This window comes from Vibrio sp. 10N.239.311.G01, from assembly GCF_041465805.1.
Classification (GTDB): domain Bacteria; phylum Pseudomonadota; class Gammaproteobacteria; order Enterobacterales; family Vibrionaceae; genus Vibrio; species Vibrio crassostreae_C.
Window position 1 is genome coordinate 143,290 of sequence record NZ_JBFSRM010000006.1, and the last position, 24,880, is coordinate 168,169.

Here is a 24,880-nt window from a genome sequence, read left to right on the forward strand (position 1 = left end):
TCATTGCTGAATGGTGCTCGCTTATGTCTCATATTGGTGCACAGACAAACAATTGCACCAATAAGGTGCGCCCGGAGATCATTTTGGTGCAAAAACCAAATTAAGCAAAACCGAAAAACAAGTAAATCATTGAAATTAATGGAATAATTTTTTTGGCACGTTTTTGGCTATAGATAAATCAGCATCGATTAATGCACTTATAGACATTAATCAATGCTAGTTTCAACCGAATCGAGCTAATACCGAATTAATAACACTGGAGGTTATCCAAGATGTCAGTAGAAAATGTACTATCCCTGATCCAAGAGAACGAAGTTAAATTTATCGACTTACGTTTTACTGATACAAAAGGTAAAGAGCAGCATATCTCTATTCCTTCTCACCAAGTTGATGCAGACTTCTTCGAAGAAGGCAAAATGTTTGACGGCTCTTCAGTAGCTGGTTGGAAAGGCATTAACGAATCTGACATGGTAATGATGCCAGACGCAGCATCTGCTGTACTGGACCCATTCACAGAAGACGCAACACTAAACATCCGTTGTGACATCCTTGAGCCTGCAACAATGCAAGGCTACGACCGTGACCCACGCTCTATCGCTAAACGTTCTGAAGAGTACCTACGTTCTACAGGTATCGCAGACACAGTTCTAGTTGGTCCAGAGCCAGAATTCTTCCTATTTGACGACGTTAAGTTCTCAAACGACATGTCTGGTTCTTTCTTCAAGATCGATGACGTAGAAGCAGCTTGGAACACAGGTTCTGACTTCGAAGGCGGTAACAAAGGTCACCGTCCTGGCGTTAAAGGCGGTTACTTCCCAGTAGCTCCAGTAGATTCATCTCAAGACATCCGTTCAGCAATGTGTCTAGTAATGGAAGAGATGGGCCTAGTTGTTGAAGCTCACCACCATGAAGTAGCAACTGCGGGTCAAAACGAAATCGCTACTCGCTTCAACACGCTAACAGCGAAAGCTGATGAAACTCAAATCTACAAGTACGTTGTACACAACGTTGCTCACGCATTTGGTAAAACAGCGACATTCATGCCTAAGCCACTAGTTGGTGACAACGGTTCTGGTATGCACGTTCACCAATCTCTAGCAAAAGACGGCGTTAACCTGTTTGCTGGTGATAAGTACGGCGGCCTATCTGAAATGGCTCTTTACTACATCGGTGGTGTAATCAAGCACGCTCGTGCAATCAACGCGTTTGCTAACCCATCAACTAACTCGTACAAGCGTCTTGTACCTGGTTTCGAAGCACCTGTAATGCTTGCTTACTCAGCACGTAACCGTTCTGCTTCTATCCGTATCCCAGTAGTACCAAGCCCTAAAGCACGTCGTATCGAGCTACGTTTTGGTGACCCAGCAGCTAACCCATACCTATGCTACTCAGCAATGCTTATGGCTGGCCTTGACGGCATCAAGAACAAGATTCACCCAGGCGAAGCTATGGATAAAGATCTATACGACCTTCCTGCAGAAGAAGCAGCTGAAATCCCAACAGTTGCAGAATCTCTACAAGAAGCTCTAGCAGCGCTTAGCGAAGACCGTGAGTTCCTAACAGCTGGCGGCGTATTCTCTGACGATTTCATCGATTCTTACATCACTCTGAAATCTGACGACGTACAACGCGTGAACATGGCTACACACCCACTTGAGTTTGAACTGTACTACTCAGTTTAATCTCCTGTAGAGATAAGCCATTTCTTACTGCAACCTTGTAAGAATCGCTGACTAAATATTAGGCTCGCCTCGCAGGCGGGCCTTTTTTATATTCTCCCTCCCCCCGCTTCCTCGTACCATACCTTAGACAAAAGCCCTCAGAGGCTGTCGCGCTAAATACAATAAAACCAACGCCAAACGTGAAATCACCTAGCGGTGAAAAGAGGCTAAAGATATGAAAAACATACTGTTCCTAATCGGGTTAACAGTCGCGCTCTCGTGCTCTGCTCAAACGGTGTATACCTGGATAGATGAAGATGGCGTGCTCCACTTTAGTGATAACCCTAGCGCTCAAGATGCCGAGGCTCTTCGCCTGCCAGATGTGCAAGCTTCAGCACCCGCCCCTAAATTTGAGGCCTCAACTCCGGTTGACGCTGCTGCTTCCTCTACAACTAAAACGGCAACGCCAGCCAAAACCCAGGCAGAAACCGAAACCACAGAGCGCGAGGTTCCCACTCAATTAACCCTCACCATGCTGACTCCAGTTCATGATCAAACCATTCGCAACAACCGCGGCTTAATCCCGATTCAGATAGAGCTCAACCGAAAACTTGGTATTGGGGAGCAATTACAATTGATGCTTGATGGCCGTCGATATGGCGCCCCACAGACCCAGCCTATTTGGGAATTAAAAGGTATCGATCGAGGTACTCACACCATTGCAATTCAAGCACATAGAAGCGGCAAGCTTATTGCATCTACTAGTCCAGTCACCGTGTATTTACATCGAGCGACGCTCAAGTAGGCCAATGTGTTAAAAGAGGCCAAATAACCTCTACTTTTCACCTAATCGAAGCAGCTTTCAGCGACTCTAATGAATTATCTTTAGCTTCTGGTTGATATGCGCCATACTTGAACTTAGCCACGCACCAATTTGGTGCAGTGAGAAAAACACCAGTTCAAGGACGAAATAGTGAATCGATCAGCCAAAAGCGACAGCATAGATACACACCATCTTTCCAGCGCCATTCTCGACAATATGGTGACTTCGACATTAATGCTCGATGAGCAATTGTATGTCCGATACGCAAATCCGGCGGCTGAGCAGCTCTTTTCACAGAGCGCACGACGCATCGTTGATCATCCACTGAGCCAACTTATCCAACACGCTTCACTTGATTTGGCGCTTCTGACGCAACCGCTACAAAGTGGCCAGAGCATTACCGACAGTGACGTTACCTTCGTTGTTGATAACCGCCCACTGATGCTTGAAGTCACGGTTAGCCCAATATCTTGGCAGCGAGAGACGCTGTTATTGGTTGAGATGCGCAAGATAGACCAGCAAAGACGCCTTAGCCAAGAGCTCAACCAACATGCACAACAACAAGCGGCTAAGTTGCTGGTACGCGGGTTAGCACATGAGATCAAAAATCCACTCGGTGGCTTAAGAGGTGCGGCGCAGTTACTTGGGAAAATGCTTCCTGATCAGTCTCTTAATGAATATACGCAGATCATTATTGAGCAAGCCGACCGCTTAAGAGCATTAGTCGACCGTCTGCTTGGCCCACAGAAGCCGGGGACTAAATCAGAAGAGAACCTTCACCAGATACTTGAGAAAGTCAGGCAGCTCGTAGAGCTCGAATCGGGTTCAACGCTCGCCATCGAAAGGGATTACGACCCGAGCCTACCGGACATCTTGATGGATTCGGCACAGGTTGAACAAGCGATGCTCAATATCGTGAGCAATGCAGCGCAGATTCTAAAGACTCAAGATTCTGGCAAAATCACCATTCGCACCAGAACGGTGCATCAAGCAAATATTCACGGGCAGCGACACAAACTCGCAGCTCGTATTGAGATCAGCGATAACGGTCCGGGCATCCCCGATGATTTAAAAGACACGCTGTTTTACCCAATGGTCAGCGGACGAGAAGGTGGAACAGGGCTGGGGCTATCGATTTCTCAAAACCTGATCGATCAACACAATGGGAAAATTGATGTTGAAAGCTGGCCAGGCAACACCACATTCACGATTTACCTACCCATTTAGGTCAACAGAACCTCGCGATTCGACAGCGAGACGAAAGGCTTAACTCGGTAACACAAAAATTAAAGACATCATAAAAACAACAATGATTATCACAATAGATTTGGCTGCAAAGGAATTGAATTATGAGTAAGGGATACGTTTGGGTCGTCGATGACGACAGTTCTATACGCTGGGTCGTAGAGAAAACACTGTCATCTGCGGATATAAAGTGTGAAACATTTGCTGATGCTGAGAGCGTATTGCTTGCTCTTGAGCGCGAGACACCAGACGTTTTGGTGTCCGACATTCGCATGCCTGGCATTGACGGGATTGAGCTGTTACACCAAGTTCACCAGCGCTCTCCCGACCTGCCAGTGATCATTATGACCGCGCACTCAGACCTCGATGCAGCGGTGAACGCTTATCAAAAAGGGGCTTTTGAGTATCTGCCTAAGCCGTTTGATATTGATGAGACACTGACTCTAGTAGAGCGAGCCATCGCACATAGCCAAGAGCAAAAACGAGAACAAGCCAGCGAAGTAGCCGAAGACACCAACGCACCAGAAATCATCGGTGAAGCACCGGCAATGCAGGAAGTTTTCCGAGCTATTGGCCGTTTGTCTCGTTCATCCATTTCGGTTCTTATTAATGGTGAATCGGGGACTGGTAAAGAATTAGTCGCGCACGCGCTGCATCGTCACAGCCCAAGAGCTAAAAAGCCCTTCATTGCGTTAAACATGGCGGCAATCCCTAAAGACTTGATCGAATCAGAGCTGTTTGGCCACGAGAAAGGCGCCTTTACTGGCGCTAACAGTGTTCGCCAAGGACGATTCGAACAAGCCAACGGCGGTACTCTGTTTCTTGATGAAATAGGCGATATGCCACTCGATATTCAGACTCGACTACTGCGCGTGCTTTCTGATGGCCAATTTTATCGCGTCGGTGGACATTCTGCGGTTAAGGTTGATGTTCGTATCGTTGCAGCAACCCACCAAGATCTTGAGCGCTTGGTGCATGACGGTGGTTTCCGTGAAGACCTTTTCCATCGACTGAACGTTATCCGAATCCATATTCCGGCACTGCGCGAACGTAAACAGGACATTGAAAAGCTGACTCACCACTTCCTAGCATCCGCCGCTGAAGAGCTTGGTGTAGAAGTGAAGACACTGCACTCAGAGACCATCATGAAGCTCAATCAGCTAAATTGGCCGGGTAACGTACGTCAGCTTGAGAACATCTGTCGTTGGCTCACAGTCATGGCGAGCGGCAGTGAAATACTCCCTTCAGACTTACCTCCAGAACTGTTGGAAGAAAAAGTGGTGACGACCTCAGGGACAGGAGACAACTGGCAACAACTGCTGGCTAATTGGGCAAAATGTGCGCTTGATTCAGGAGAAAAAGAGCTGCTAACTTATGCGCTGCCAGAGTTTGAACGTATACTGCTAGAGGCTGCACTCAACCATACCAATGGTCATAAACAGGATGCAGCCAAGGTTTTAGGTTGGGGAAGAAACACTCTAACTCGTAAACTAAAAGAACTGTACTGACCTGATATGACTCTCGATGCAGCTACTTTTTTAACCAAAAAAGGGTCGCTTGGTTTGAATAGTGTCGGTACAATTAAGGTATGCCATTCACTAAGTTGTAGCTAAAGATGTCTTTGAAAACACAAATTACCTTGAGAACTGCTGTGGTTCTGCCATTCGTGATGATTTTTCTGTTCACTATGAGCGTAATGGTTTTCACTCAAAAGCAAAGCTACAAAGAGATGGTGAGTGATGTTAGTGCACGCCAACTAACATCACTTACAGACCATGTTCATCAAAGCCTGTCCAACTTTTTAGAAAAGCCATTTCACGCGAACCTCTCGCTCAGCCATAACATCGGCTACCACCACCTTTACCAAGCGGGAAATCTTAGCAAGGTCCAAGACTACATTCTTTATACGTTTTCAGACCATTTCACTGCTATACCTCAACTCGATGTGATCGGCTTTGGTTCTGAAGATGGTAACTATGTCGGTTTTCGTAAAGAAGCTAACAACGGCTATACCTTGATGGTACAAGACGAGCGTACTAACGATCAGCTGGTCATTTACCGTGGCAGCAAGATCAGCGAAGACATTCGATCTGTGATTTCAGGTTACGACCCGAGAGTCCGCCCTTGGTACACACCCGTTGCGACGCAAAAAAAGGCTGTATGGTCGCCAATTTATGCCAATGCAGATGAACGCCAAGAGATCACCTTATCTGCCCTCGCCCCTATCTATGATGACAACGAATTCAAAGCCGTCGTCGTTAGCGACATTAAGATCAATACCTTCAATGCATTTCTCAAAGAACTCAAAGATAAAACGGATGCCTCTGTTTATATCATTGATAAACAGCAACGCTTGGTCGCTCACTCGGGCGGAGGCAGCGTGGTCTCTTGGGGAACAGGGAAAACCAATAAGGGCCAACGCTTACTGGCATCAGAGAGTGCTAACCCGGTAATACGTGAAAGTGCTAGCTACGTAGACCAATTTCACCTAATCGATAATTTGGGCGTGCAGCGCTTTAGCTTTCGCCTAGACAACGAACGATACTTCAACCAGATCACCCCTTATGAAGATGAGCACGGGCTCACGTGGTTTATTGGGGTGTCGATCCCTGAAAGCAATCTGCTCGGTGAATTGCCAGAAAATCAAAGAAACAGTTGGTTGCTTGGGCTAGCACTGAGCTGCATTGGGGTCATTGCAGGATTAATTGCCTTTAATCGCGCAACCCAACCCATCACCTCGACAGCGGATGCGGCAAAACGCCTTGCTAAGGGCGATTGGGACGCGAGCATGCCAAAAACAGGGCATATATATGAAACCAGCATGTTGGTCGAGTCATTCAATGAAATGACCAACAACTTAAAGGCTTCGTTTCATGCATTACAGTCTCAACTTACCTATGACTCATTAACCAAGCTATACAGCCGTGAAGGCTTTATTGACGCTGCCAAGAAACACCCCGACAACGAAAAAGGCACACTGTATTTGATTGGTATTGATCGCTTCCGAGACATCAATGACAGCCTAGGTCATTACAATGGCGACCAGCTACTTATCATTGCGGCCGCTCGTTTAAGAGGCACACTGCCATCCGAGTACCTATTAGCTCGCACTGGCGGTGATGAATTCGCCATTTACGCCCCGAACGTCATCCAAAGCGAGGAAGCTCAACTACTGACGAATCGCCTGCTTCAAACCTTTGCTTCCCCATTTTCAATGGAATCAGAAAGTGTCGTTATTAAGGTATCGATGGGCGTCGTCGGTGTATCTAACGTCCACGACATTGCGCTATTGCTGCGTAGTAGTAGCATTGCTTTGAGCAACGCAAAACAAGACAAAGCTAGTGTCAGCATTTACAGCCCTGAGATGGGTAAAGCATCAAGACATCGCACTAAGATGCTGGCGCGGATGAACCGAGCGATTGAACTTCAACAGTTCGAACCGTTTTATCAACCTATTATTGATCTGGAATCTGGCTCGACCATTGGGGCTGAAGCTCTAGCACGCTGGATAGCCGATGAAGGCGTAATTTCACCACTTGAATTCATTCCTCTCGCTGAAGAGAGCGGGCTGATTTACGATATCGGCAAGCAAATTCTACATAAGTCGTGTCGAGATACTGCCATCGCGATTGAGTCAGGAAAATGGAGCAAGGACTTCTCTATTCACGTCAACCTGTCGGTCGATCAACTGAGTGAAAGTGGCTTTGTTGAACAAGTAAAAGGCACGCTACGTGACACCAAGCTACCAGCAAGCAACCTAACACTTGAGATCACTGAGTCACGCATCGTCGACAATGACCCAGCCATCATCGATAACATGCTGACGCTAAAAGCATTAGGCATCTCGATTGCAATTGATGACTTTGGTACCGGCTATTCGTCACTGGCTTATTTACACAAACTGCCATTTGATTGCCTGAAGATCGATCGCAGCTTCGTCAGCAAGCTCGAAAAAGAGAACCTAGACAGCTCGATCGTCGCGGCCATCGTTAACATCACCAAAGGTTTCAAAGTGAGCTTAGTGGCAGAAGGCGTTGAAACACAGCAACAGGCAGAACTCCTCAAGCAACTAAAATGCCCACTGGCTCAAGGGTTCTTATACAGTCGTCCAGTTCCGTTTGATCAGTGGCCAACCGACCTGACTAACACCAAACAAAGCACCAAAAAGGGTGTCACCTAGTCAGGTAGAAAGTCTTCCGTTAGCAAGACACAGATACAAAAATGCCAGCATGATGCTGGCATTTTTTATTGTTCTATTCTCTATCGAGCGATTAGATAACGCGAGAGAATTGCTGCTGGCGAGCCTTTGCACGTAAGTATTTATCAAAACACATACAGATGTTACGGATCAGCAAACGGCCACGCAAAGTCACGCGGATTTCTTTGTCATCCACTTCAACCAACTCATCATTGATGAAGGTTTGCAGTAGCCCTAAGTCTTCTTTGAAGTAACCATTAAAGTCTACAGAAAACTCAGACTCGATCATGGTTTTATCAAGCTTAAAGTTACAGATAAGCTGTTTAATGACCTCACGACGCACTAGGTCATCACTGTCTAATACCACACCTTTCCAAAGTGCATGACGCAGGTCATTCACCTGAGCGTAGTACTTCTTCAGCTCTTTCTGATTTTGTGCGTAAGCATCACCAACCATAGAAATCGCAGAAACACCGAAACCAATTAAGTCAGCTTCACCTTGGGTGGTGTAGCCTTGGAAGTTACGATGCAGAATACCTTCACGCTGTGCTACGGCTAGCTCATCTTCAGGTAGTGCGAAGTGATCCATACCAATGAACTGGTAACCCGCTCCCGTTAGCGTCTCGATGGTATCTTGCAAGATAGCCATTTTCTCTTTCGCTTCAGGTAGATCTTCGTCTTTAATCTTACGCTGCGCCGCAAACAGCTGAGGCATGTGTGCGTAGTTAAATACCGATAAACGGCCCGGCTTCATTTCTAACACTTGCTTCAATGTTTCAGCGAACAAAGCTTGAGTCTGCTTTGGTAGGCCGTAGATCAAATCCAGGTTAGTTGAACGGAAGCCTAGCTCTTTCGCTCGTTTAACCATCGCAATGATGAACTCTTCATCTTGCTCACGGTTAACCAGTTTCTGCACTTCTTTATTGAAGTCTTGCACGCCAATGCTCAGGCGGTTGAAGCCTTCGTTACGCAGGTGGTCAAGTACGTCTAGCTCAATCTCACGCGGGTCAACTTCAATACTGATTTCAGCGTCAGCGGTGAAGTTAAACTCTTCACGCAAAATACTCATCAAACGAGTGATTTGTGTTTTGGTCAAGAACGTTGGCGTACCACCACCGAAGTGCAATTGCGTCACTTCACGGCCATTCAATAAAGAGGCGCGTTGGCGGATTTCATGTTCAATCACATCAAGGTACTCATCCGCTTTATGCGAGTGACGAGTAATGACTTTATTACAACCACAGTAGTAACAAAGCTTGTGGCAGAACGGGATATGCACGTAAAGAGAGAGTGGACGCTCAGGATATTGAGTACACGCCATGTCGTAATCAGCGACGGTAAACGCTTCATGAAACTCCAACGCAGTTGGGTATGAGGTGTAACGAGGTCCCGAATAGTTGTACTTGTTTAAGATCTCTTGATCCCAAACGATTTGCTGATTCGTTGTTACTGGCTTGCTCGACATAGCGGTATTTCCAATTTAGATCCGCGAGAACCTAAGGTCTCTCAAATCATTTTACATACATTAAAATATAGACGGGTTATTTTGCCACACGACCTGTAAGGTCGTTCCAAGACAAAATCAATTTTTTAGACAAAAACTCAGAACTGCTAGCTTGATCACTAACAAAGCGTCGGGATTAACGAGACGCAAAAGGTAAGAAGGCTCATTTAACACTATCTATAAAGATAAGGTGTCTCAAGAACACCCTGTATTAAACAAGCCTCTATTTTAAATAGTCTTAGCGACTAGATCATCTGAATGTTGATTTGGTTGTTGAGAGGTTTAACCTTCTCTTGCAACCTTTTCAGATCTTCAATGACCGCATCATTCAAGCGAGTCTCTGCCTTATGGCGCGTGAGATTCTGCTGCATGCGCTCTTTCTTCGTCAGTTCCTGTCTTGCCTCTCCGCGAGCCATATCTTTTACGATATGGTACAGCTCAGAAAGAGCAGGATACTCAGAATCAAAATCGACACGCTCATCACCCTGAACATTATCCATAATGATACACACTCGGATACTGATCTCAGGTAAGTCACATTGCCCTTGAATGCCCGCTAAGCACAAAGTATTTACGTTTTCGTAAATCGTCGCGTTGCGTTTTTCAATGGCTAGTGCTTGATGCTGCTTTTGCAACTCCGTCTGCTTCTTCACTTGAAGTAGAAGGTAACCTGCGTAAGAGCCCAAGCCGAGAATGATAATTCCACCAGCAATTGCTAATAAGGTTACGTTCACTGGCTATTAACCTTTAAAGCTGTCTAAATCGAAATCTTCGAATTGAGATAGCAAGTCTTCGTCAGAGCTCGCTTTCTTCTTAGAGGCAACCGGTGCTTCTTCGAAGATCTCTTCTTCATCGTCTTCTGGCTCTAGTAGACCTAAGCGTCCCATTAGGTGTTCGATACGATCAAGTTTCTCATCAACAAACTTCTGTAGACCAGCACCTAGGTTTTCACCATTTTCGATACGATCTAGGAGTGTGTTCAGTTGAGCGTCATTCTCAAGCATCTCTAACTCTTGTTCGTTAGATAGCTTGCGCTCTTGTTTAGTCGGCTTCTTCGCTGGTTCAACGATCAGCGGAATTTTTTTCTTGCTGCCTAAACGTGGATCACGAGCTTGTGCAGCTTTACGCTGTTTTGCTTCGCTACCATCTGAGTGACGGCTGCCAGACTTAAGGCCTTTACGCTTTTTAACACGCTTACGTTCACGACCTTCAACATCAGATTCACTACGGTTACGAGTAACCATAGGCTCCGGAGCGCCAAGTGCTCCCGGCTTTCTTGATTTCTTACTACGACCCATTACTGCACTTTCCTCAGTAAAATTACATCATTTCCAAAAAATTCTAGTTCGAGCTTATCCCGCTCTGCCAAAAACTGGAATGTTTGACGACTAAAGAAGACGACATGTGTCGGGTCATTCTTGTAGTGCCAACCAGCAAACGCGTCTACGTCTATTACTAGTTTAGTCATAAGACCAATCCAGCCCTTGGGTTTAACTAAATTCAACCATTGCTGCCACACTTTGTCTGGGTGATAAAGATGCTCTATCACCTCCGTGGCAGTCATAAAGTCATACGTTTTTTCCAACACAGAGGGTTCTGGGTGGTAATAGATATCGTACAACTCCATGGTGTGTCCGGCTTCTTCTAACATAATAGATAGCGTAGGGCCTGGGCCACAACCAAAATCCAACCCGTGTGAGTTAGATGAAATTTTGTCTGTTAGTGGATCCGCGATGCGAGATAAAAAGCGGCGATAGCCTGCATCACTAGGATCGTTCTCATGGAGATCATAGTGTGCTTTTTCTTCTTTTGCTTCTAACCTTTGTTCAGGTTTAACAAATACCAGTTCACATTGCTGACACTGCAGATAGGCTCTGCGTTTGTCTTCAAAATAGTGATTCACGCCTTGGTGATGGCATAAGGGACAAGTATACATAGCACATCCTTAAACAGGGATGCGAAACATACCAGAAACTGAGTTTATAGTGGAGAGGTATTGGGTGTTTTTTCATCAAATCAATAAAAAAAGCGATAGGAAAACCTATCGCTCTCTAAATCTGCCTATATCGGCCAAAATTTGCATACTCAACTTGGTACACAAATCTCCATTTGTTATTGGTGCTTTCCATGCCAAATTTGTTTGTTGTTCATCGTCCTGATGAGTTTTGGCTATCCTTTTCTAACACCTTGTTGCTGGGCTGTCCTAGCCTGATCCATTTCTGTCTATACCGTTAGACTAGATGATCATCCATATCTAAGTCAGCTCCTAGCTGATGGCGGTTACTTTACCGTGTTACAAAAAGACTACAAGAGTGCGACTTCACACTTTTGTACACAAATCGATCACACATTGATAAATCAGACATAAACACAAAACGCATTAATAAAACCAATACAAAAGAAAACGCCCCGACCATTACTGATCGGGGCGTCTCTTCAATCTCGCTCGAACGTACATTCCTTTACTCTGGCTAAGAGCAAGAAACCGACAAATTAGTGTAAACCACCAACGTACTTCGATAAGGTATCAATATCAGCGTCTGTTAACTTTTTAGCTACATCACGCATCATCGCATTCATGTCGTTATTACGGTCACCATCGCGGAATTTTTCAAGTTGAGCCTTGATGTAATCTGCGTGCTGACCTGAAATCTTAGGGAAACCAGAAAGTTCGGTACCATTACCACGAGGGCCATGACAAGCAATACACGCCGTTACGCCGCGTTCTGCGTTACCCGCTGTGTAAAGAACCTTACCTTCATCTACTACATTTTCAGGAGTAGAGTTACTAGAGATAGGTAGAGAGGCGTAGTATGCCGCTAGGTCAGCCATATCTTCTTCAGATAAAGGCATCGCCATTGCACCCATTACAGGTTCGTAACGACCTTGCTTACCACCACTTGTCATACCTAGCTTAAGCTCTTTTAACTGCTTCTCTAGATACTTCTCATGTTGACCAGCCAGCTTAGGGTACTGAGTGATCAGGCTGTTGCCGTCAGCACCGTGGCAGGCAACACATGTTTGTGATTTGGCTTTACCAGCTTCAATACTACCTTGAGCCCATACTGAGCAGCTGGCTAAAAGACTCAAAATTAGCGCTAATTTCTTCATGACATTCCATTATAATTATCAAGCTTCCAGTACCACTCTATGTTGCCACTCATGGTACAATAGGCGACCTTATGCCGAGCACGGTTATTTTACACAAATTCACAAAAAAGTAATCAATCGACTACACAAAGTCGAGATGGAGTTAACAGTGAGCGTAAAAATTCATTATCAAAACACGCATTTCATTACCAGTGCACCTGATATTCGTCATTTACCAGAAGACGAAGGGATCGAAATTGCGTTTGCAGGACGCTCCAATGCTGGTAAATCTAGCGCGCTAAATCGCGTTACAAACCAAAAAAGCTTGGCGAAAACCAGTAAAACACCCGGTCGAACTCAGCTAATCAACCTATTTAAGGTAACGGACGGTTGTCATATCGTCGATTTACCTGGATATGGCTTTGCTCAAGTACCACTTGAGATGAAGAAAAAATGGCAGAAGTCGCTAGGTGAATACCTACAACGACGTGAAAGCCTGAAAGGTTTAGTGGTATTGATGGATATCCGTCACCCAATGAAAGACCTTGACCAACAAATGATCTACTGGGCTATCGATAGCCGCATCCCAGTACAGGTTTTGTTAACAAAAGCAGACAAACTGAAAAGTGGTGCGCGTAAAGCACAGCTACTGAAAATCCGTAACGATGCAAAATCTTTCGGTGGTGATGTTGCGGTTGATGTCTTCTCTTCAATGAAGGGCATCGGCGTTGACCAACTGCGTGCCAAGATGGATGAGTGGTTTGCGCCTGCGCTTGCTGATCAAATCATTGATGAGTTAGCAGACGAAGAGCACAACGACTCAGAGTAGTTCCTCTACTTATCGCTATAGGTTAGAGCACTTACAACACGTGATTTAGCCTTATCAATGCCCCTCCTTATATAGGTGGGGTATTTTTTTGCCCAAAAATGAGTGAGTTAAGCATAAGTTTTTAGTGTTAAAAATCGGATTTAGCCACTAAAACCAATAGAAGTGAACCATACTAAAAGACACATCTAAATAATCAGAACAATGAGAAAGGAATACTCATGTGGAAAACACCATTGGCCATCATTGCACTTATGTTGGTCTCACTGACAGGGTTTGCCTCTGAAGCAGAACAAGAACAAGCCCCACTGATCAATGTCGATATGACCTTAGACCTAGATGGCATGGAAAAGTACGCCCAAGATGCGAGTGAGTCTCTTGAGGTGATATCGCAATCTTTGCAGGCGATAGTCAACAACCCCAACCTAAGCGACGACCAGCAACAAGCCCTCAATCAAACCGTTGAAAGTATCAATAAGCTTGCGAGCTCCACCAAGACATCACTCAATCAACTGCCACAAGCCTTAGACCAATCTCGACTCGCCTTTAAACAAACCAGTCAAATGCTGTTGGATGACATTCAGACCAAGATCATCATTGCGCTGGCGGCCGTTATCGCTGTCATTATTATAGCTTTGACCGCTATCTATCTGCTTATCCTGAAACCAATGCAGCAAACCTTGGTAAAAGCGACCAACAATATCTCTTCAATGGCGCAATCCATCCAGATCACCGCCGAAGCTCTGAAATATAGCACCGAGAAACAACAGAAAATCATGGATTACATTGAGCATTCACCGACTCAATACACTGATAAATAAGGCGTGATCCATCAATCCTTTATCGATAACTTGTAAAATAAAAGTTATTTCAAGTGATAAAACAATCGACTTAGAGACGGATTTAAATTACCAAAAGCTGATCGAATTTCAGATCTAAGGCAAATCAGGGGTTTATCACTGTGCTTGAGAAAGTGTAATAAAAGGCACTAAAAATGAGAGGTTTACGGGGGAATGATAGGTTGGAAATATTTTTCTTTCGCACAAGAAAAAACGCCCCAGTCAAATACTGACTGGGGCGGCTGAATCAGCCTAATCCAATAACGTGAAACAAAAGGTCTGAAAGATAGAACATCTTACCTCTGTACCCTACGAGATTTAATGTACAACAATTGCTCAGAAATGAAAACAACTTTTGTAGTTTTTTTTCATGAATGTTTTATTAAAACACCTAAATTCTTATTACGACTTAACTTTATTTGAGACAAAAAAAAGCCAGTGTTTGTGCACTGGCTCATACTAATTTGCTTATTAAGGTCAAAAACTGATTAGTGGGCTTGATCCCAGTTGTCACCGTGGCCAGCTTCCGCGACAAGCGGCACTTCTAGCTCTGCAGCGGATTCCATCAATTCTTGTACTTTACTTTCAATTTCGGCTAAAGATGACTCTTCCACTTCAAACACCAATTCATCGTGTACCTGCATAAGCAGTTTTACACGACCATCGCCTTCCGCTTGAATCCACTCATCCACCAACAACATCGCTTTCTTAATGATGTCCGCTGCTGTGCCTTGCATTGGCGCATTGATCGCCGCGCGTTCAGCAGCTTTACGACGCATGCCATTACGAGATTGAATCTCAGGAAGGTGCAGTCGACGACCGTAAATGGTTTCAACGAAGCCTTGCTCTGAAGCAGCACTGCGCGTGTCTTCCATATACTGCATTACGCCAGGGTAACGCTCGAAGTAAGTGTCCATGTAGTGCTGTGCTTCGCCACGAGGAATACCCAGTTGCTTAGCCAAGCCAAAGGCACTCATACCGTAGATAAGACCGAAGTTAACGGCTTTAGCACGACGACGTTGTTCAGTGGTCACACTCTCAATATCAACACCAATGATCTCAGCAGCCGTTGCCGCGTGGATATCTTTGCCTTGTTGGAATGCTTCCAGAAGCGCTTTATCACCCGAAAGGTGCGCCATGATACGCAATTCAATTTGAGAGTAATCGACCGCTAGAATCTTCCAGCCATGTTGTGCAACGAATGCTTGGCGGATACGACGACCTTCTTCATTACGAATTGGGATGTTCTGTAGGTTTGGATCTGTTGAAGACAAACGACCCGTTGCTGTCACCGCTTGGTGATAAGACGTATGAACGCGACCCGTTTCAGCGTTGATCATCTTCGGCAGTTTATCTGTGTAGGTAGACTTGAGTTTCGCAAGGCCACGATACTCAATGATCAGCTTAGGTAGCGGGTAATCAAGAGCCAGCTCTTGCAGCACTTCTTCGTTGGTTGAAGGTGCACCTGATGGCGTTTTCTTGATAACAGGCAAGCCCATTTTTTCAAAAAGGATCGCTTGCAGCTGTTTTGGTGAGTTCATGTTGAACTCTTGCTCTGCAATCTCGTAAGCTTTCTGCTCTAGCTCATCAAGACGAACCGCAATCTCTTGCGATTGAGCGCCTAGCAACATGTCGTCGATGAATACACCTGTGCGTTCAATACGAGACATCACTGGAATCAGTGGTACTTCGATCTCTTCATAAATCGCTTTTAGCTTTTCGTCTTGCTCGATGTTTTCCATTAAACGGTTATGAAGACGTAGCGTGACGTCCGCATCTTCTGCAGCGTATGGAGACGCCTCACCCAGCTCAATCTGGTTGAAAGTAAGCTGCTTCTTACCTTTACCTGCGATTTGCTCAAATGAGATGCAGCTGTGCTGAAGGAAACGCAGCGCTAGGCTATCCATATCATGCTTGCCGCCAACGCTATTAAAAACATAAGACGCTAGCATGGTGTCGTGCTTGATGCCTTTCATCTCGATACCGTAGCGCGCTAAAACGCTCATATCGTACTTCAGGTTTTGACCGACTTTAGCCTGTGCGTCATCTTCAAGAATCGGCTTAAGCTGTTCAAGTACCCAATCACGATCCAGTTGTTGAGGTGCATCTAGGTAATCATGGGCAACCGGTACGTAAGCGGCAACGCCTTCTTCGGTTGCGAATGATAGACCAACAAGGTTAGCCACCATGTAGTCCAAGCTATCTGTTTCAGTATCAAAGGCAAACACCTCTGACGCTTTCAGTTTCTCTAGCCACGCATTAAAAGAGGCTTCATCTAAGATGGTTTCGTAGTTGCTGCGATCAATCGTCACTGCAGAGGTGTTCATTTCTACGGTAGAAGTGGTTGATGCCGTGCTGCTGCGCACTGCACCCGACTTCTCATCCGCCTCAACCACACCGCTGCCGCCTTCAAGTAGCTCGTTCAACCAAGATTTGAAGACCAGTTGACCGTATAGCTTAATCAGCTCATCCGTATTTGGTTGTGCTTTTACAAGCGACTCAGGTGTCTCTTCTAACTCGACGTCCAGTTTGATCGTTGCAAGCTCGTAAGACATCTCAGCGTTGTCTTTATTATCAATCAGCTTCTTAGCCATGGTTTTTGAACCACGGAAGCCAAGAGCGGCAATATCATCCAGGTTTTGATACAGCTTTTCGATGCTACCAATGCCTTGTAGTAGAGCAGTTGCTGTTTTGTCACCAACACCTGGAACGCCAGGAATGTTATCCACTTTATCGCCCATCAGTGCAAGGTAGTCGATAATCAGCTCAGGTGGGATGCCAAACTTCTCTATCACGCCTTCGCGATCCATAACCACGTTGGTCATGGTGTTGATCAAAGTAACGTTGTCATCAACCAGCTGCGCCATATCTTTATCGCCAGTACTGATCAAAACCGGCATGCCCGCTTTAGATGCTTGAGAAGCTAGCGTACCAATCACATCATCCGCTTCAACGCCTGGGATCGAGATAAGTGGTAGACCCATTGCGCGAATCACGTTGTGCAAAGGTTCGATCTGACAACGTAGATCATCCGGCATAGGTGGACGATTAGCCTTGTACTCTGGGTACATGTCATCACGGAACGTCTTTCCTTTTGCATCAAAAATAACCGCAATACGATCAGAAGCAAATTGACGCATCATGCTGCGCAGCATGTTAACTACACCGTAAACCGCGTTAGTCGGGATATCACCATTGCTCATGGTGCCAGGGTAAGCATGAAACGCGCGATATAGGTAAGAAGAGCCATCGATCAGAATCAATGGATTATCAGGAATACGAGCCATAATGTTTGTGTATCCAGTAAGTACAGAAATTATCTGTTAAGAATGCCACGTCTGTTGGTTGGATTCCACGTTGTCGATCTGTATCCGTTCACTCGGTTGTGTTCGATATAATCGATTTGTTGTTATTTTTTGTTCTTAGACGCAAGCGTTCTGTGGATAACTCTGTTTATATTATTTATCCACCTTGTTGAAAACTAAGCACAACAAGCAACAAAACAACAATAAGCACATGAAAATAAAGAATAAAATTACAGATCGAACATATGATCAACGATCTTTTTACGATCTTGCGTTGTGGAAAAGAATACTGATGCCGTTTTATTCATAAAAATATGTGCCACTAAATATGCATCTTGTTGAAATGAAGGTATAAAAAAAGCGACACCCGAAGATGTCGCCTAGCAAAAACCGGTAAAGCCATTCAAATTGAATACCACAGCTTTACCTAAAAGCTATAAATTACACTGGAAGCAATGTGAGCAATGTCGTGTCAAAAAGAACTTAGTACAAGTTCGCGAGAATTCTGTTGGGTAACCAAGTAGATACTTGAGTACTTAACATCCTTGTGAACATTTCCTCATTCCCTAAGACAAAGTTAATAATAATGATTCTCATTTAATAGTCAACACTTAAATGATAATAAATCTCATTTAATTTATAAACCGTTAACAGCAGTGCTCAAATTTGCTTCAAAAAATGGATTCTATGGGCATTAATGTCTTCTTTTTCTTCAAATCTTTCGATTAGGTAACCGTTTCTCAATAACAGGCGCAACATTGCAGGGAACTGGTTACGAGACTTAACCTTTAACTGTCTGTAGCCCTGCTCTTTCGCCCACTGTTCCTGAACGTCTAATTGCGCCTGTGCAACGCCTTTGTTCCTCGCGAGCGGTGACACGCCACCAAACCAGCTGTAAAAAGTATCTTGATCCAATTCATAGCCGATCTTAAAGCCAAGCAACACGCCAGCTTCTTCAGCCACTAAGATAAGGCTCTTTTTCCCTGCCAGCCGCTCTGACAGAGAAGCGACACTCTCTTTTTTAGCGAACTCAGAGATCTGCTCGACCACAGACACCACTTCTTCTAAAGAACCTTCACGTACGACAACTGACATCTTATTCATCCTTATAAACGAAAGGGCTGGCACAATGGCCAACCCTTTACTGATCACTTAAGTGAGATCTACACGGTTACTTTTCTTTTAAATGCTCAGCAGCTTGTGCGTTATCTTCAGCAAGCCACTCTGCGACATCTTTAGCGAAGTAAGTAAGAATGCCATCAGCGCCAGCACGCTTAAAGCACAACAGTGATTCCATGACGGTTTCGCGCTCTTTCAGCCAGCCGTTTTGAATCGCCGCTTTGTGCATCGCGTATTCACCAGATACTTGGTAAGCAAACGTAGGCGCTTGCAGTTCGTGCTTAACACGACGAACAATATCAAGGTAAGGCATGCCTGGTTTCACCATCACCATGTCCGCACCTTCATTAAGATCCATCGCGACTTCATGAATCGCTTCATCGCTGTTGGCTGGATCCATCTGGTAGTTCTTCTTGTTACCACCTTTCAGGTTCGAAGCACTGCCAACTGCATCACGGAATGGGCCGTAGTAGCACGATGCATATTTTGCAGAGTACGCCATAATCTGAGTATGAATATGGCCCGCTTCTTCTAACGCTTCACGGATCTTACCAATGCGACCATCCATCATATCCGATGGGGCAACTACGTCAGCACCCGCTTCAGCGTGTGATAATGCTTGCTTGATCAAGACTTCAGTCGTCTCGTCATTCATCACGTAACCATCTTCATCGATGATGCCGTCTTGGCCGTGAGTGGTGAACGGGTCTAGTGCTACGTCAGTAATAACGCCAATGTTTGGCACATGCTCTTTTAGTAAACGTACAGCGCGCTGCACCAAACCTTCTGAGTTATGAGCTTCAGCTGCGCATAAACTTTTAGCATCTTGGTTCACGACTGGAAATAGAGCAATCGCAGGAACACCCAGCTTTGACAGGTAATCTGCTTCCTCAAGCATGTAGTCGATCGACAAGCGTTCAACACCTGGCATTGACTCGACAGGCTCGCGGCGGTCTTTACCCATCAGGATAAACATTGGGTAGATTAGATCATCCACAGACAATTGATTTTCTGCCATTAGGCGACGGCTAAAGTCGTGCTTACGCATACGGCGCATACGGCGACCTGGGAATTGACCTTGAATTGAAACAGACACTAGATTCTCCTTGCCTAGTCTAAGCACCGAAATACTTAGATATGAAAAGTGCTAAATACAGGCAAAAGCATATCACTGATGGCTCAGGACGCTAGCAGTAAAATATGAAACCCACTCAAAAATAGGGATAAATGGCAAAAAATGACCTTCTCCTCACACTGCCGTATACTCATGACAACTCAGTAAAGACCGCTTTCAGGACAAAACAATGATCGACACCCATGCTCATATTTACGCTAGCGAATTCGATGAAGACCGCGAACAAGTTGTGCAGCGCGCACTGGCTCAAGGGATTGATACCATTCTATTGCCGAACATCGATTTAGAATCTATCGAACCAATGTTAGCAACGGAAGCGCAGTTTCCTGATGTGTGCCATTCAATGATGGGCTTACACCCTTGTTATGTGGATGCGAATATCGAGCAAACCCTCAAAACCATTCGAGCTTGGTTTGATAAGCATGACTTTATCGCCGTGGGTGAGATTGGTATCGACTTGTACTGGGATAAAACCTTCAAGGCTGAACAAGAGATGGCGTTTGTGACTCAACTGCAGTGGGCAAAAGAGCTTGATCTACCTGTGGTGATCCACACTCGTGATTCCATTGAAGAGACACTTGCCCTACTTCGTAAAGAACAAGATGGCAGCTTACGCGGGGTATTCCACTGCTTTGGTAGCAGCTTAGAGGAAGCTCAAGCGATCAACGAGCTAGGCTTTCATTTAGGTTTAGGCGGCGTTTCGACCTTTAAGAACTCTGGGATGGACAAGGTGATCCCACATCTCGATATGGATTACGTCATTCTAGAGACAGATTGCCCATACTTGGCACCAACACCGAATCGCGGTAAACGCAATGAACCAGCCTACACAGAATTAGTAGCAAAACGCATCGCCGAATTACGCGGAATTACCCTTGAAGAAGTCGAAAACATAACCACCAAAAATGCTAAGGCATTGTTTAATTTATGACAAATCTATTAATAAGTAATTATTACGGATTTTTCCTGAATTTATTTGAGAAAGCTAAGTGACATGTATAGTATCAACCACCTGCATATGGAGGTAGTTGATTATGTGTGACCATTCACAACACTTACAACGTCAACATCGAACCCTATGGCATAAAATTTTGGGCATCAAAGAGCTCTATATATGTCAGAACTGTGGCTATCAGTTAAAGATTCGATAAACAGACATAATAAAAAAGCGGCCCTAGGCCGCTTTTTTATTATGTGATTTTTACTGAAGCATTCCGAATCAAGATTCAGCTTCTTCCTCTTCATCCGCATCTGGCTTACGCGTATAAAAGCGTGCGAAAAACAGACCAATCTCAAACAGAATACACATTGGAATCGCCAACAGTGTTTGCGAGATCATATCTGGTGGTGTCAGCATCATACCGATGATGAAAGCACCCACCACAATGTAAGGACGCTTTTCAGACAGAGATTGAGGCGTTGTTGCCCCCGTCCAACACAACAAGATAATCGCAACAGGCACTTCAAAGGCAATACCAAAAGCAAAGAACAGCGCGAGTACAAAATCAAGATAGCTTGAGATGTCGGTTGCGAACTCTACTCCCCCTAATGATATGGCCGTAAAAAAGCCAAATACCAACGGGAATACAATAAAGTAAGCGAACGCCACACCACAGTAAAACAGCAATGAACTTGAAGCCAATAGCGGCATGATCAAGCGTTTTTCATGCTTGTATAAACCCGGAGCAACAAAAGCCCACACCTGATACAAAATAAACGGAACCGCGAGGAATATAGACGCGATCAAGGTTAATTTCAGCGGTGTGAAAAATGGCGATGCAACATCGGTTGCGATCATCGTCGCCCCTTCAGGTAGACGATCTACCAAAGGTGCTGATACGAATTCATAAATATCATTAGCAAAATAAATTAGCCCGACAAATATCACTAGCACCGCGACAATCGCACGTAGTAGGCGATTACGTAGTTCTAGAAGGTGGCTAATTAAAGGCTGTGTCTGCTCAGTCGAAGACATGTCAAACCTCTTAAACAGGAAGATCGAAAAGGAGCCGCGCGTGTATCTATCCAGTTGAATTGGTATCCACTTGAATAGTTATTTACTTGAATAGCTATCTATTTAAACATCTAGCGACTCAAGTATCCGGCGACTCCTCCTTGCGAGACTATTCGGCTTTCTTATCTGACGGTGCTGAAGCTTCGCTGTTGACCTGAATGGTTTCAGATTCCACAGTTTCCGTGACACTAGGTTTAGTCTCACTTGGCTTATCAGACTCAGGCTTAGCATACGGACGTTGAACCTCAGCAGCGGCCTGCTTGAGTTCATCGACTGACGCTTTAAGGTCTGGAGATAAATCTTCCATACCCATTTTTTCCGCCTTGCGTAGGTTTTCTTGCAGCTCTTGCACCTTAAGCTCATGAGAAAGTTCATCTTTCACACTATTTGCCATGCTTTTCGCTTGTCCAACAAACTTGGAAATACTGCGAATCGCCACGGGCAAACGCTCAGGTCCTAAAACCACTAACCCAACGACAGATATTAATACCAGTTCCCAAAAACCGATATCAAACACGATTTACGCCTGCTCTTTGTCTTTCTTTGTTTCAGCAGTTGTTTCAGCGTGAGCTTCTGTCTTCTGCTGTTCAATATTCTTTGGTTCGAAGTCTGCATCTTTCTTATCTGCAGGCTTGTCTTCATCGCTCATCGCTTTTTTGAAGCCTTTAACCGCTGAACCTAAGTCACCACCCATACCGCGCAGTTTCTTTGTTCCGAATAGCAAAATTACAATTACAGCAATGATTAGAAGTTGCCAAATACTGATACCACCCATTGTCATTGTCCTCGGGTCTGTCTACACATAAAAATATTAAGAGAGTCTACTGTCTAACGACGGTAAGCTCGCCAACTAAGCAACCAAAATGTGACACCTGCGATGCCACAGCCCATAGATAGCTGCTCATAAGGGCTTGAAACTAATATTGCGGAGCATACGACTAAAGTGGCTCCAACGCCAAACAAAAACTTTCCAGTTGCTTGCTGACGCTTACTATCTCGGTAACCTTGATAAAGCTGATCCATTCTGTGGTTCATCGCTTTACCTTGGCGCAAGCTGTCATAAAGTAGCTCTGGCAGCTCTGGCAGTTTTTCTGCCCAGAATGGCGCACGCTCTTTTACTGCGTTGATCACAGCTTGCGGCCCCACCTGATTCATCATCCAGGTTTCAAGGAAAGGCTTCGCCGTTGCCCACAAATCAAGTTGCGGATACAGCTGACGGCCTAGGCCTTCGACATACAACAAGGTCTTTTGCAGAAGCACCAACTGAGGTTGAACCTCCATGTTGAAACGTCTTGCTGTATTAAATAAGTTTAGCAACACATGGCCAAATGAGATCTCGCCAAGTGGTTTTGCAAAGATTGGCTCACACACCATACGGATCGCGAACTCAAAATCATTGACGTTAGTGTCGTGTGGCACCCACCCCGAATCAACGTGTAGCTCAGCAACTTTACGGTAATCTCGATTGAAGAAAGCCAACAAGTTCTCTGCTAAATAGCGCTTATCTTCGCTATTGAGCGTACCAACAATGCCACAATCCAAACCAATCCACTGAGGGTTATCTGGATTCTCTGGGTTAACAAATACGTTGCCCGGGTGCATGTCTGCATGGAAAAAGCTATCTCGGAATACTTGGGTGAAGAATACCGTCACACCGCGTTCCGCGAGCAATTTCATGTTGGTGCCGTTGGCTTCTAGCGTCTCAATATCGGAGACTTGAATACCATAGATTCGCTCTGACACCATCAGGGTTTCGCTGCTTAGATCAGGGATAACCTCTGGAACATACAGCTCTTCACTGCCTTCAAAATTACGTCGCAGTTGAATGGCATTGGCCGCCTCACGGCGCAGGTCGAGTTCATCAAGTAACGTTTTCTCGTACTCGTGAACCACTTCAACCGGTTTCAAACGACGTGCTTCAGGAAGCGACTTAGCGACTATACGCGCCATTCGGTGCATCAGTTTTAGATCTGCGTCAATCACCGGGCGAATATCAGGTCGAATGACCTTCAGAACAATCTCACGACCGCTCTCTTTAAGCTTTGCGGTATGCACCTGAGCGATAGAAGCAGAAGCCAGTGGCTCGATATCAAAGTCGGTAAACCAGTTGTCTAAACTGCCACCCAACGCCTTTTCCATATCTTGCTTCGCCAGTTGACCATCAAACGGCGCAACTTGGTCTTGCAACAACGCCAACTGATCGGCGATATGAGGAGGGAACAGATCACGACGTGTCGACATCATCTGTCCAAACTTGATCCACACTGGACCAAGTTCTTGCAGCGCAAGGCGCAAGCGATGACCCAACTCTTTATCTTGATGCTTGTTCTTAAGCCAAAACAGTGACTTTCGCGCCAACAAAGGAGCTTTAGTCAGTTGGTGTTCCGGCATCAACTCATCAAGGCCGTATTCCAACTGTACCTTGATAATATGATAAAGACGTTTCAGTTCTGCTGGGGTCATGCTTTCTCCAACAGAGCGTTCAACTTAGCTTCAAGACGAGCAGCGGAGCTTTTTACGTCATCAACTTGGTCGCAAAAGTGCGCAACTTCTAACGGTGCAGGTGCGATCTTCCACTCTTCAGTCAGAACTTGAGCAACATGGTTTTGATGCTTAGTCGCCTGTTTTGCTACAAAGCCACCGACGTTTTTAACGCCTTGCACCAAGGTATGCGCAACCACATCACCCGTCACACGCGATAACCACTCTTCCAAATCAGGCTTGCAGTCTGTCATCAGTTGAGCAAATTTCTGAGCCAGTTGAATATCACCCTCTAAGATCAACTTATCTTGCTTGATCAGCTTGGTGATGTTCGATTGCTCACGCAGTTCAGGCAGTACCGATAGGTTCAAAGATAGGTAGCAATCAGGCTGCCCTTCGTATTCCGACAACACATCGATCTGTTGGCTGAAAACGAAAGTGAGTGTTTTATTCAACTCTTTCAAATTGACTTGAATGATCTGCCCCTTTAAACGAGACAAACGACGAACCAGTGCTGGATCATCGTTCACGAAAGTATTTAAAGAGGTTTCAATAACCGCGGTTACCAATGGATCAAATGGCATGACTGTCCTTACCTTTGAAAACGGATAAGCCTTAACCTATCCGTTCTATCTTTATT

The 24,880-nt window shown here is 45.1% G+C and carries 21 protein-coding genes; 8 read left to right on the forward strand and 13 right to left on the reverse strand.

The features are described from left to right. Positions 1 to 272: 272 nt before the first annotated feature. The 5 genes from glnA to AB6D06_RS07045 all read left to right on the forward strand — a co-directional run bounded on the left by glnA (position 273) and on the right by AB6D06_RS07045 (position 7,909). The gene (gene glnA / locus AB6D06_RS07025) at positions 273 to 1,682 is read left to right on the forward strand and encodes a glutamate--ammonia ligase (RefSeq protein ID WP_017059221.1); all 1,410 of its coding nucleotides are present in this window, start codon (positions 273 to 275) and stop codon (positions 1,680 to 1,682) included. Positions 1,683 to 1,896: 214 nt separating this feature from the next. Next, positions 1,897 to 2,466, forward strand: a complete 570-nt coding sequence (locus AB6D06_RS07030) for a DUF4124 domain-containing protein (RefSeq protein WP_137002243.1) — start codon at positions 1,897 to 1,899, stop codon at positions 2,464 to 2,466. Between the two features lie 168 nt (positions 2,467 to 2,634). Then, on the forward strand, positions 2,635 to 3,711 hold the full coding sequence (gene glnL, locus AB6D06_RS07035; RefSeq protein ID WP_019826501.1) for a nitrogen regulation protein NR(II): 1,077 nt from the start codon (positions 2,635 to 2,637) through the stop codon (positions 3,709 to 3,711). 122 nt (positions 3,712 to 3,833) lie between these two features. Continuing rightward, positions 3,834 to 5,237 (forward strand): nitrogen regulation protein NR(I), encoded by a 1,404-nt coding sequence (gene glnG, locus AB6D06_RS07040; protein WP_004735581.1) that lies wholly within the window; start codon positions 3,834 to 3,836, stop codon positions 5,235 to 5,237. A gap of 107 nt (positions 5,238 to 5,344) precedes the next feature. After that, positions 5,345 to 7,909: an EAL domain-containing protein gene (locus tag AB6D06_RS07045; RefSeq protein ID WP_372110069.1), complete on the forward strand. Its 2,565-nt coding sequence runs from the start codon at positions 5,345 to 5,347 to the stop codon at positions 7,907 to 7,909. Positions 7,910 to 8,000: 91 nt separating this feature from the next. Here the strand turns inward: AB6D06_RS07045 and hemN are convergent, their stop codons facing one another. The 5 genes from hemN to AB6D06_RS07070 form a co-directional block, all read right to left on the reverse strand. Further along, entirely contained in the window at positions 8,001 to 9,392 is a 1,392-nt protein-coding gene (hemN, locus tag AB6D06_RS07050; RefSeq protein WP_017060165.1) for an oxygen-independent coproporphyrinogen III oxidase, read from the reverse strand. A 284-nt stretch (positions 9,393 to 9,676) separates the two neighbouring features. Continuing rightward, positions 9,677 to 10,165, reverse strand: a complete 489-nt coding sequence (locus AB6D06_RS07055; protein ID WP_017060164.1) for a DUF2489 domain-containing protein — start codon at positions 10,163 to 10,165, stop codon at positions 9,677 to 9,679. Between the two features lie 6 nt (positions 10,166 to 10,171). Beyond that, positions 10,172 to 10,729, reverse strand: coding sequence for a Der GTPase-activating protein YihI (gene yihI, locus AB6D06_RS07060; protein WP_017060163.1), 558 nt, complete (start codon positions 10,727 to 10,729; stop codon positions 10,172 to 10,174). Then, positions 10,729 to 11,367 carry a class I SAM-dependent methyltransferase gene (locus AB6D06_RS07065; protein ID WP_010433503.1) on the reverse strand — a complete coding sequence of 213 codons (639 nt, stop codon included), beginning with the start codon at positions 11,365 to 11,367 and terminating at the stop codon, positions 10,729 to 10,731. Before AB6D06_RS07065 ends, yihI begins: the two co-directional genes overlap by 1 nt. 557 nt (positions 11,368 to 11,924) lie before the next feature. After that, positions 11,925 to 12,542, reverse strand: coding sequence for a cytochrome c (locus tag AB6D06_RS07070; RefSeq protein WP_012602993.1), 618 nt, complete (start codon positions 12,540 to 12,542; stop codon positions 11,925 to 11,927). 148 nt (positions 12,543 to 12,690) lie between these two features. On the opposite strand from AB6D06_RS07070, the gene yihA reads away from it, so the two are divergent. Together yihA and AB6D06_RS07080 are read left to right on the forward strand one after the other, a co-directional pair. Next, positions 12,691 to 13,350, forward strand: coding sequence for a ribosome biogenesis GTP-binding protein YihA/YsxC (gene yihA, locus AB6D06_RS07075; RefSeq protein WP_017060162.1), 660 nt, complete (start codon positions 12,691 to 12,693; stop codon positions 13,348 to 13,350). Between the two features lie 218 nt (positions 13,351 to 13,568). Then, the gene (locus AB6D06_RS07080; protein WP_017060161.1) at positions 13,569 to 14,168 is read left to right on the forward strand and encodes a GTP-binding protein; all 600 of its coding nucleotides are present in this window, start codon (positions 13,569 to 13,571) and stop codon (positions 14,166 to 14,168) included. A 506-nt stretch (positions 14,169 to 14,674) separates the two neighbouring features. Here AB6D06_RS07080 and polA read toward each other — a convergent pair. From polA to hemB, 3 genes are all read right to left on the reverse strand, one after another. Continuing rightward, positions 14,675 to 17,473: a DNA polymerase I gene (gene polA, locus AB6D06_RS07085; protein ID WP_017063055.1), complete on the reverse strand. Its 2,799-nt coding sequence runs from the start codon at positions 17,471 to 17,473 to the stop codon at positions 14,675 to 14,677. A gap of 678 nt (positions 17,474 to 18,151) precedes the next feature. Beyond that, complete coding sequence (locus tag AB6D06_RS07090) at positions 18,152 to 18,586, reverse strand: GNAT family N-acetyltransferase (protein WP_372058872.1); 435 nt, start codon at positions 18,584 to 18,586, stop codon at positions 18,152 to 18,154. A 76-nt stretch (positions 18,587 to 18,662) separates the two neighbouring features. Continuing rightward, positions 18,663 to 19,706, reverse strand: coding sequence for a porphobilinogen synthase (hemB, locus tag AB6D06_RS07095; RefSeq protein WP_017060158.1), 1,044 nt, complete (start codon positions 19,704 to 19,706; stop codon positions 18,663 to 18,665). A gap of 208 nt (positions 19,707 to 19,914) precedes the next feature. Between hemB and AB6D06_RS07100 the strand changes: the two genes are divergently transcribed. Next, on the forward strand, positions 19,915 to 20,676 hold the full coding sequence (locus AB6D06_RS07100; protein ID WP_372058874.1) for a TatD family hydrolase: 762 nt from the start codon (positions 19,915 to 19,917) through the stop codon (positions 20,674 to 20,676). Positions 20,677 to 20,964: 288 nt separating this feature from the next. Here AB6D06_RS07100 and tatC read toward each other — a convergent pair whose 3' ends face one another. The 5 genes from tatC to AB6D06_RS07125 all read right to left on the reverse strand — a co-directional run bounded on the left by tatC (position 20,965) and on the right by AB6D06_RS07125 (position 24,824). After that, a complete protein-coding gene (tatC, locus tag AB6D06_RS07105; RefSeq protein ID WP_017060156.1) occupies positions 20,965 to 21,720 on the reverse strand; it encodes a twin-arginine translocase subunit TatC in 756 nt (251 codons plus the stop codon). A gap of 148 nt (positions 21,721 to 21,868) precedes the next feature. Further along, on the reverse strand, positions 21,869 to 22,276 hold the full coding sequence (gene tatB, locus AB6D06_RS07110) for a Sec-independent protein translocase protein TatB (RefSeq protein WP_048612432.1): 408 nt from the start codon (positions 22,274 to 22,276) through the stop codon (positions 21,869 to 21,871). A 3-nt stretch (positions 22,277 to 22,279) separates the two neighbouring features. Continuing rightward, positions 22,280 to 22,534, reverse strand: coding sequence for a Sec-independent protein translocase subunit TatA (gene tatA / locus AB6D06_RS07115; RefSeq protein ID WP_017060154.1), 255 nt, complete (start codon positions 22,532 to 22,534; stop codon positions 22,280 to 22,282). A gap of 53 nt (positions 22,535 to 22,587) precedes the next feature. Beyond that, complete coding sequence (gene ubiB / locus AB6D06_RS07120; protein WP_017065813.1) at positions 22,588 to 24,222, reverse strand: ubiquinone biosynthesis regulatory protein kinase UbiB; 1,635 nt, start codon at positions 24,220 to 24,222, stop codon at positions 22,588 to 22,590. After that, a complete protein-coding gene (locus tag AB6D06_RS07125; RefSeq protein WP_017063051.1) occupies positions 24,219 to 24,824 on the reverse strand; it encodes an SCP2 domain-containing protein in 606 nt (201 codons plus the stop codon). Before AB6D06_RS07125 ends, ubiB begins: the two co-directional genes overlap by 4 nt. Positions 24,825 to 24,880: the final 56 nt, after the last annotated feature.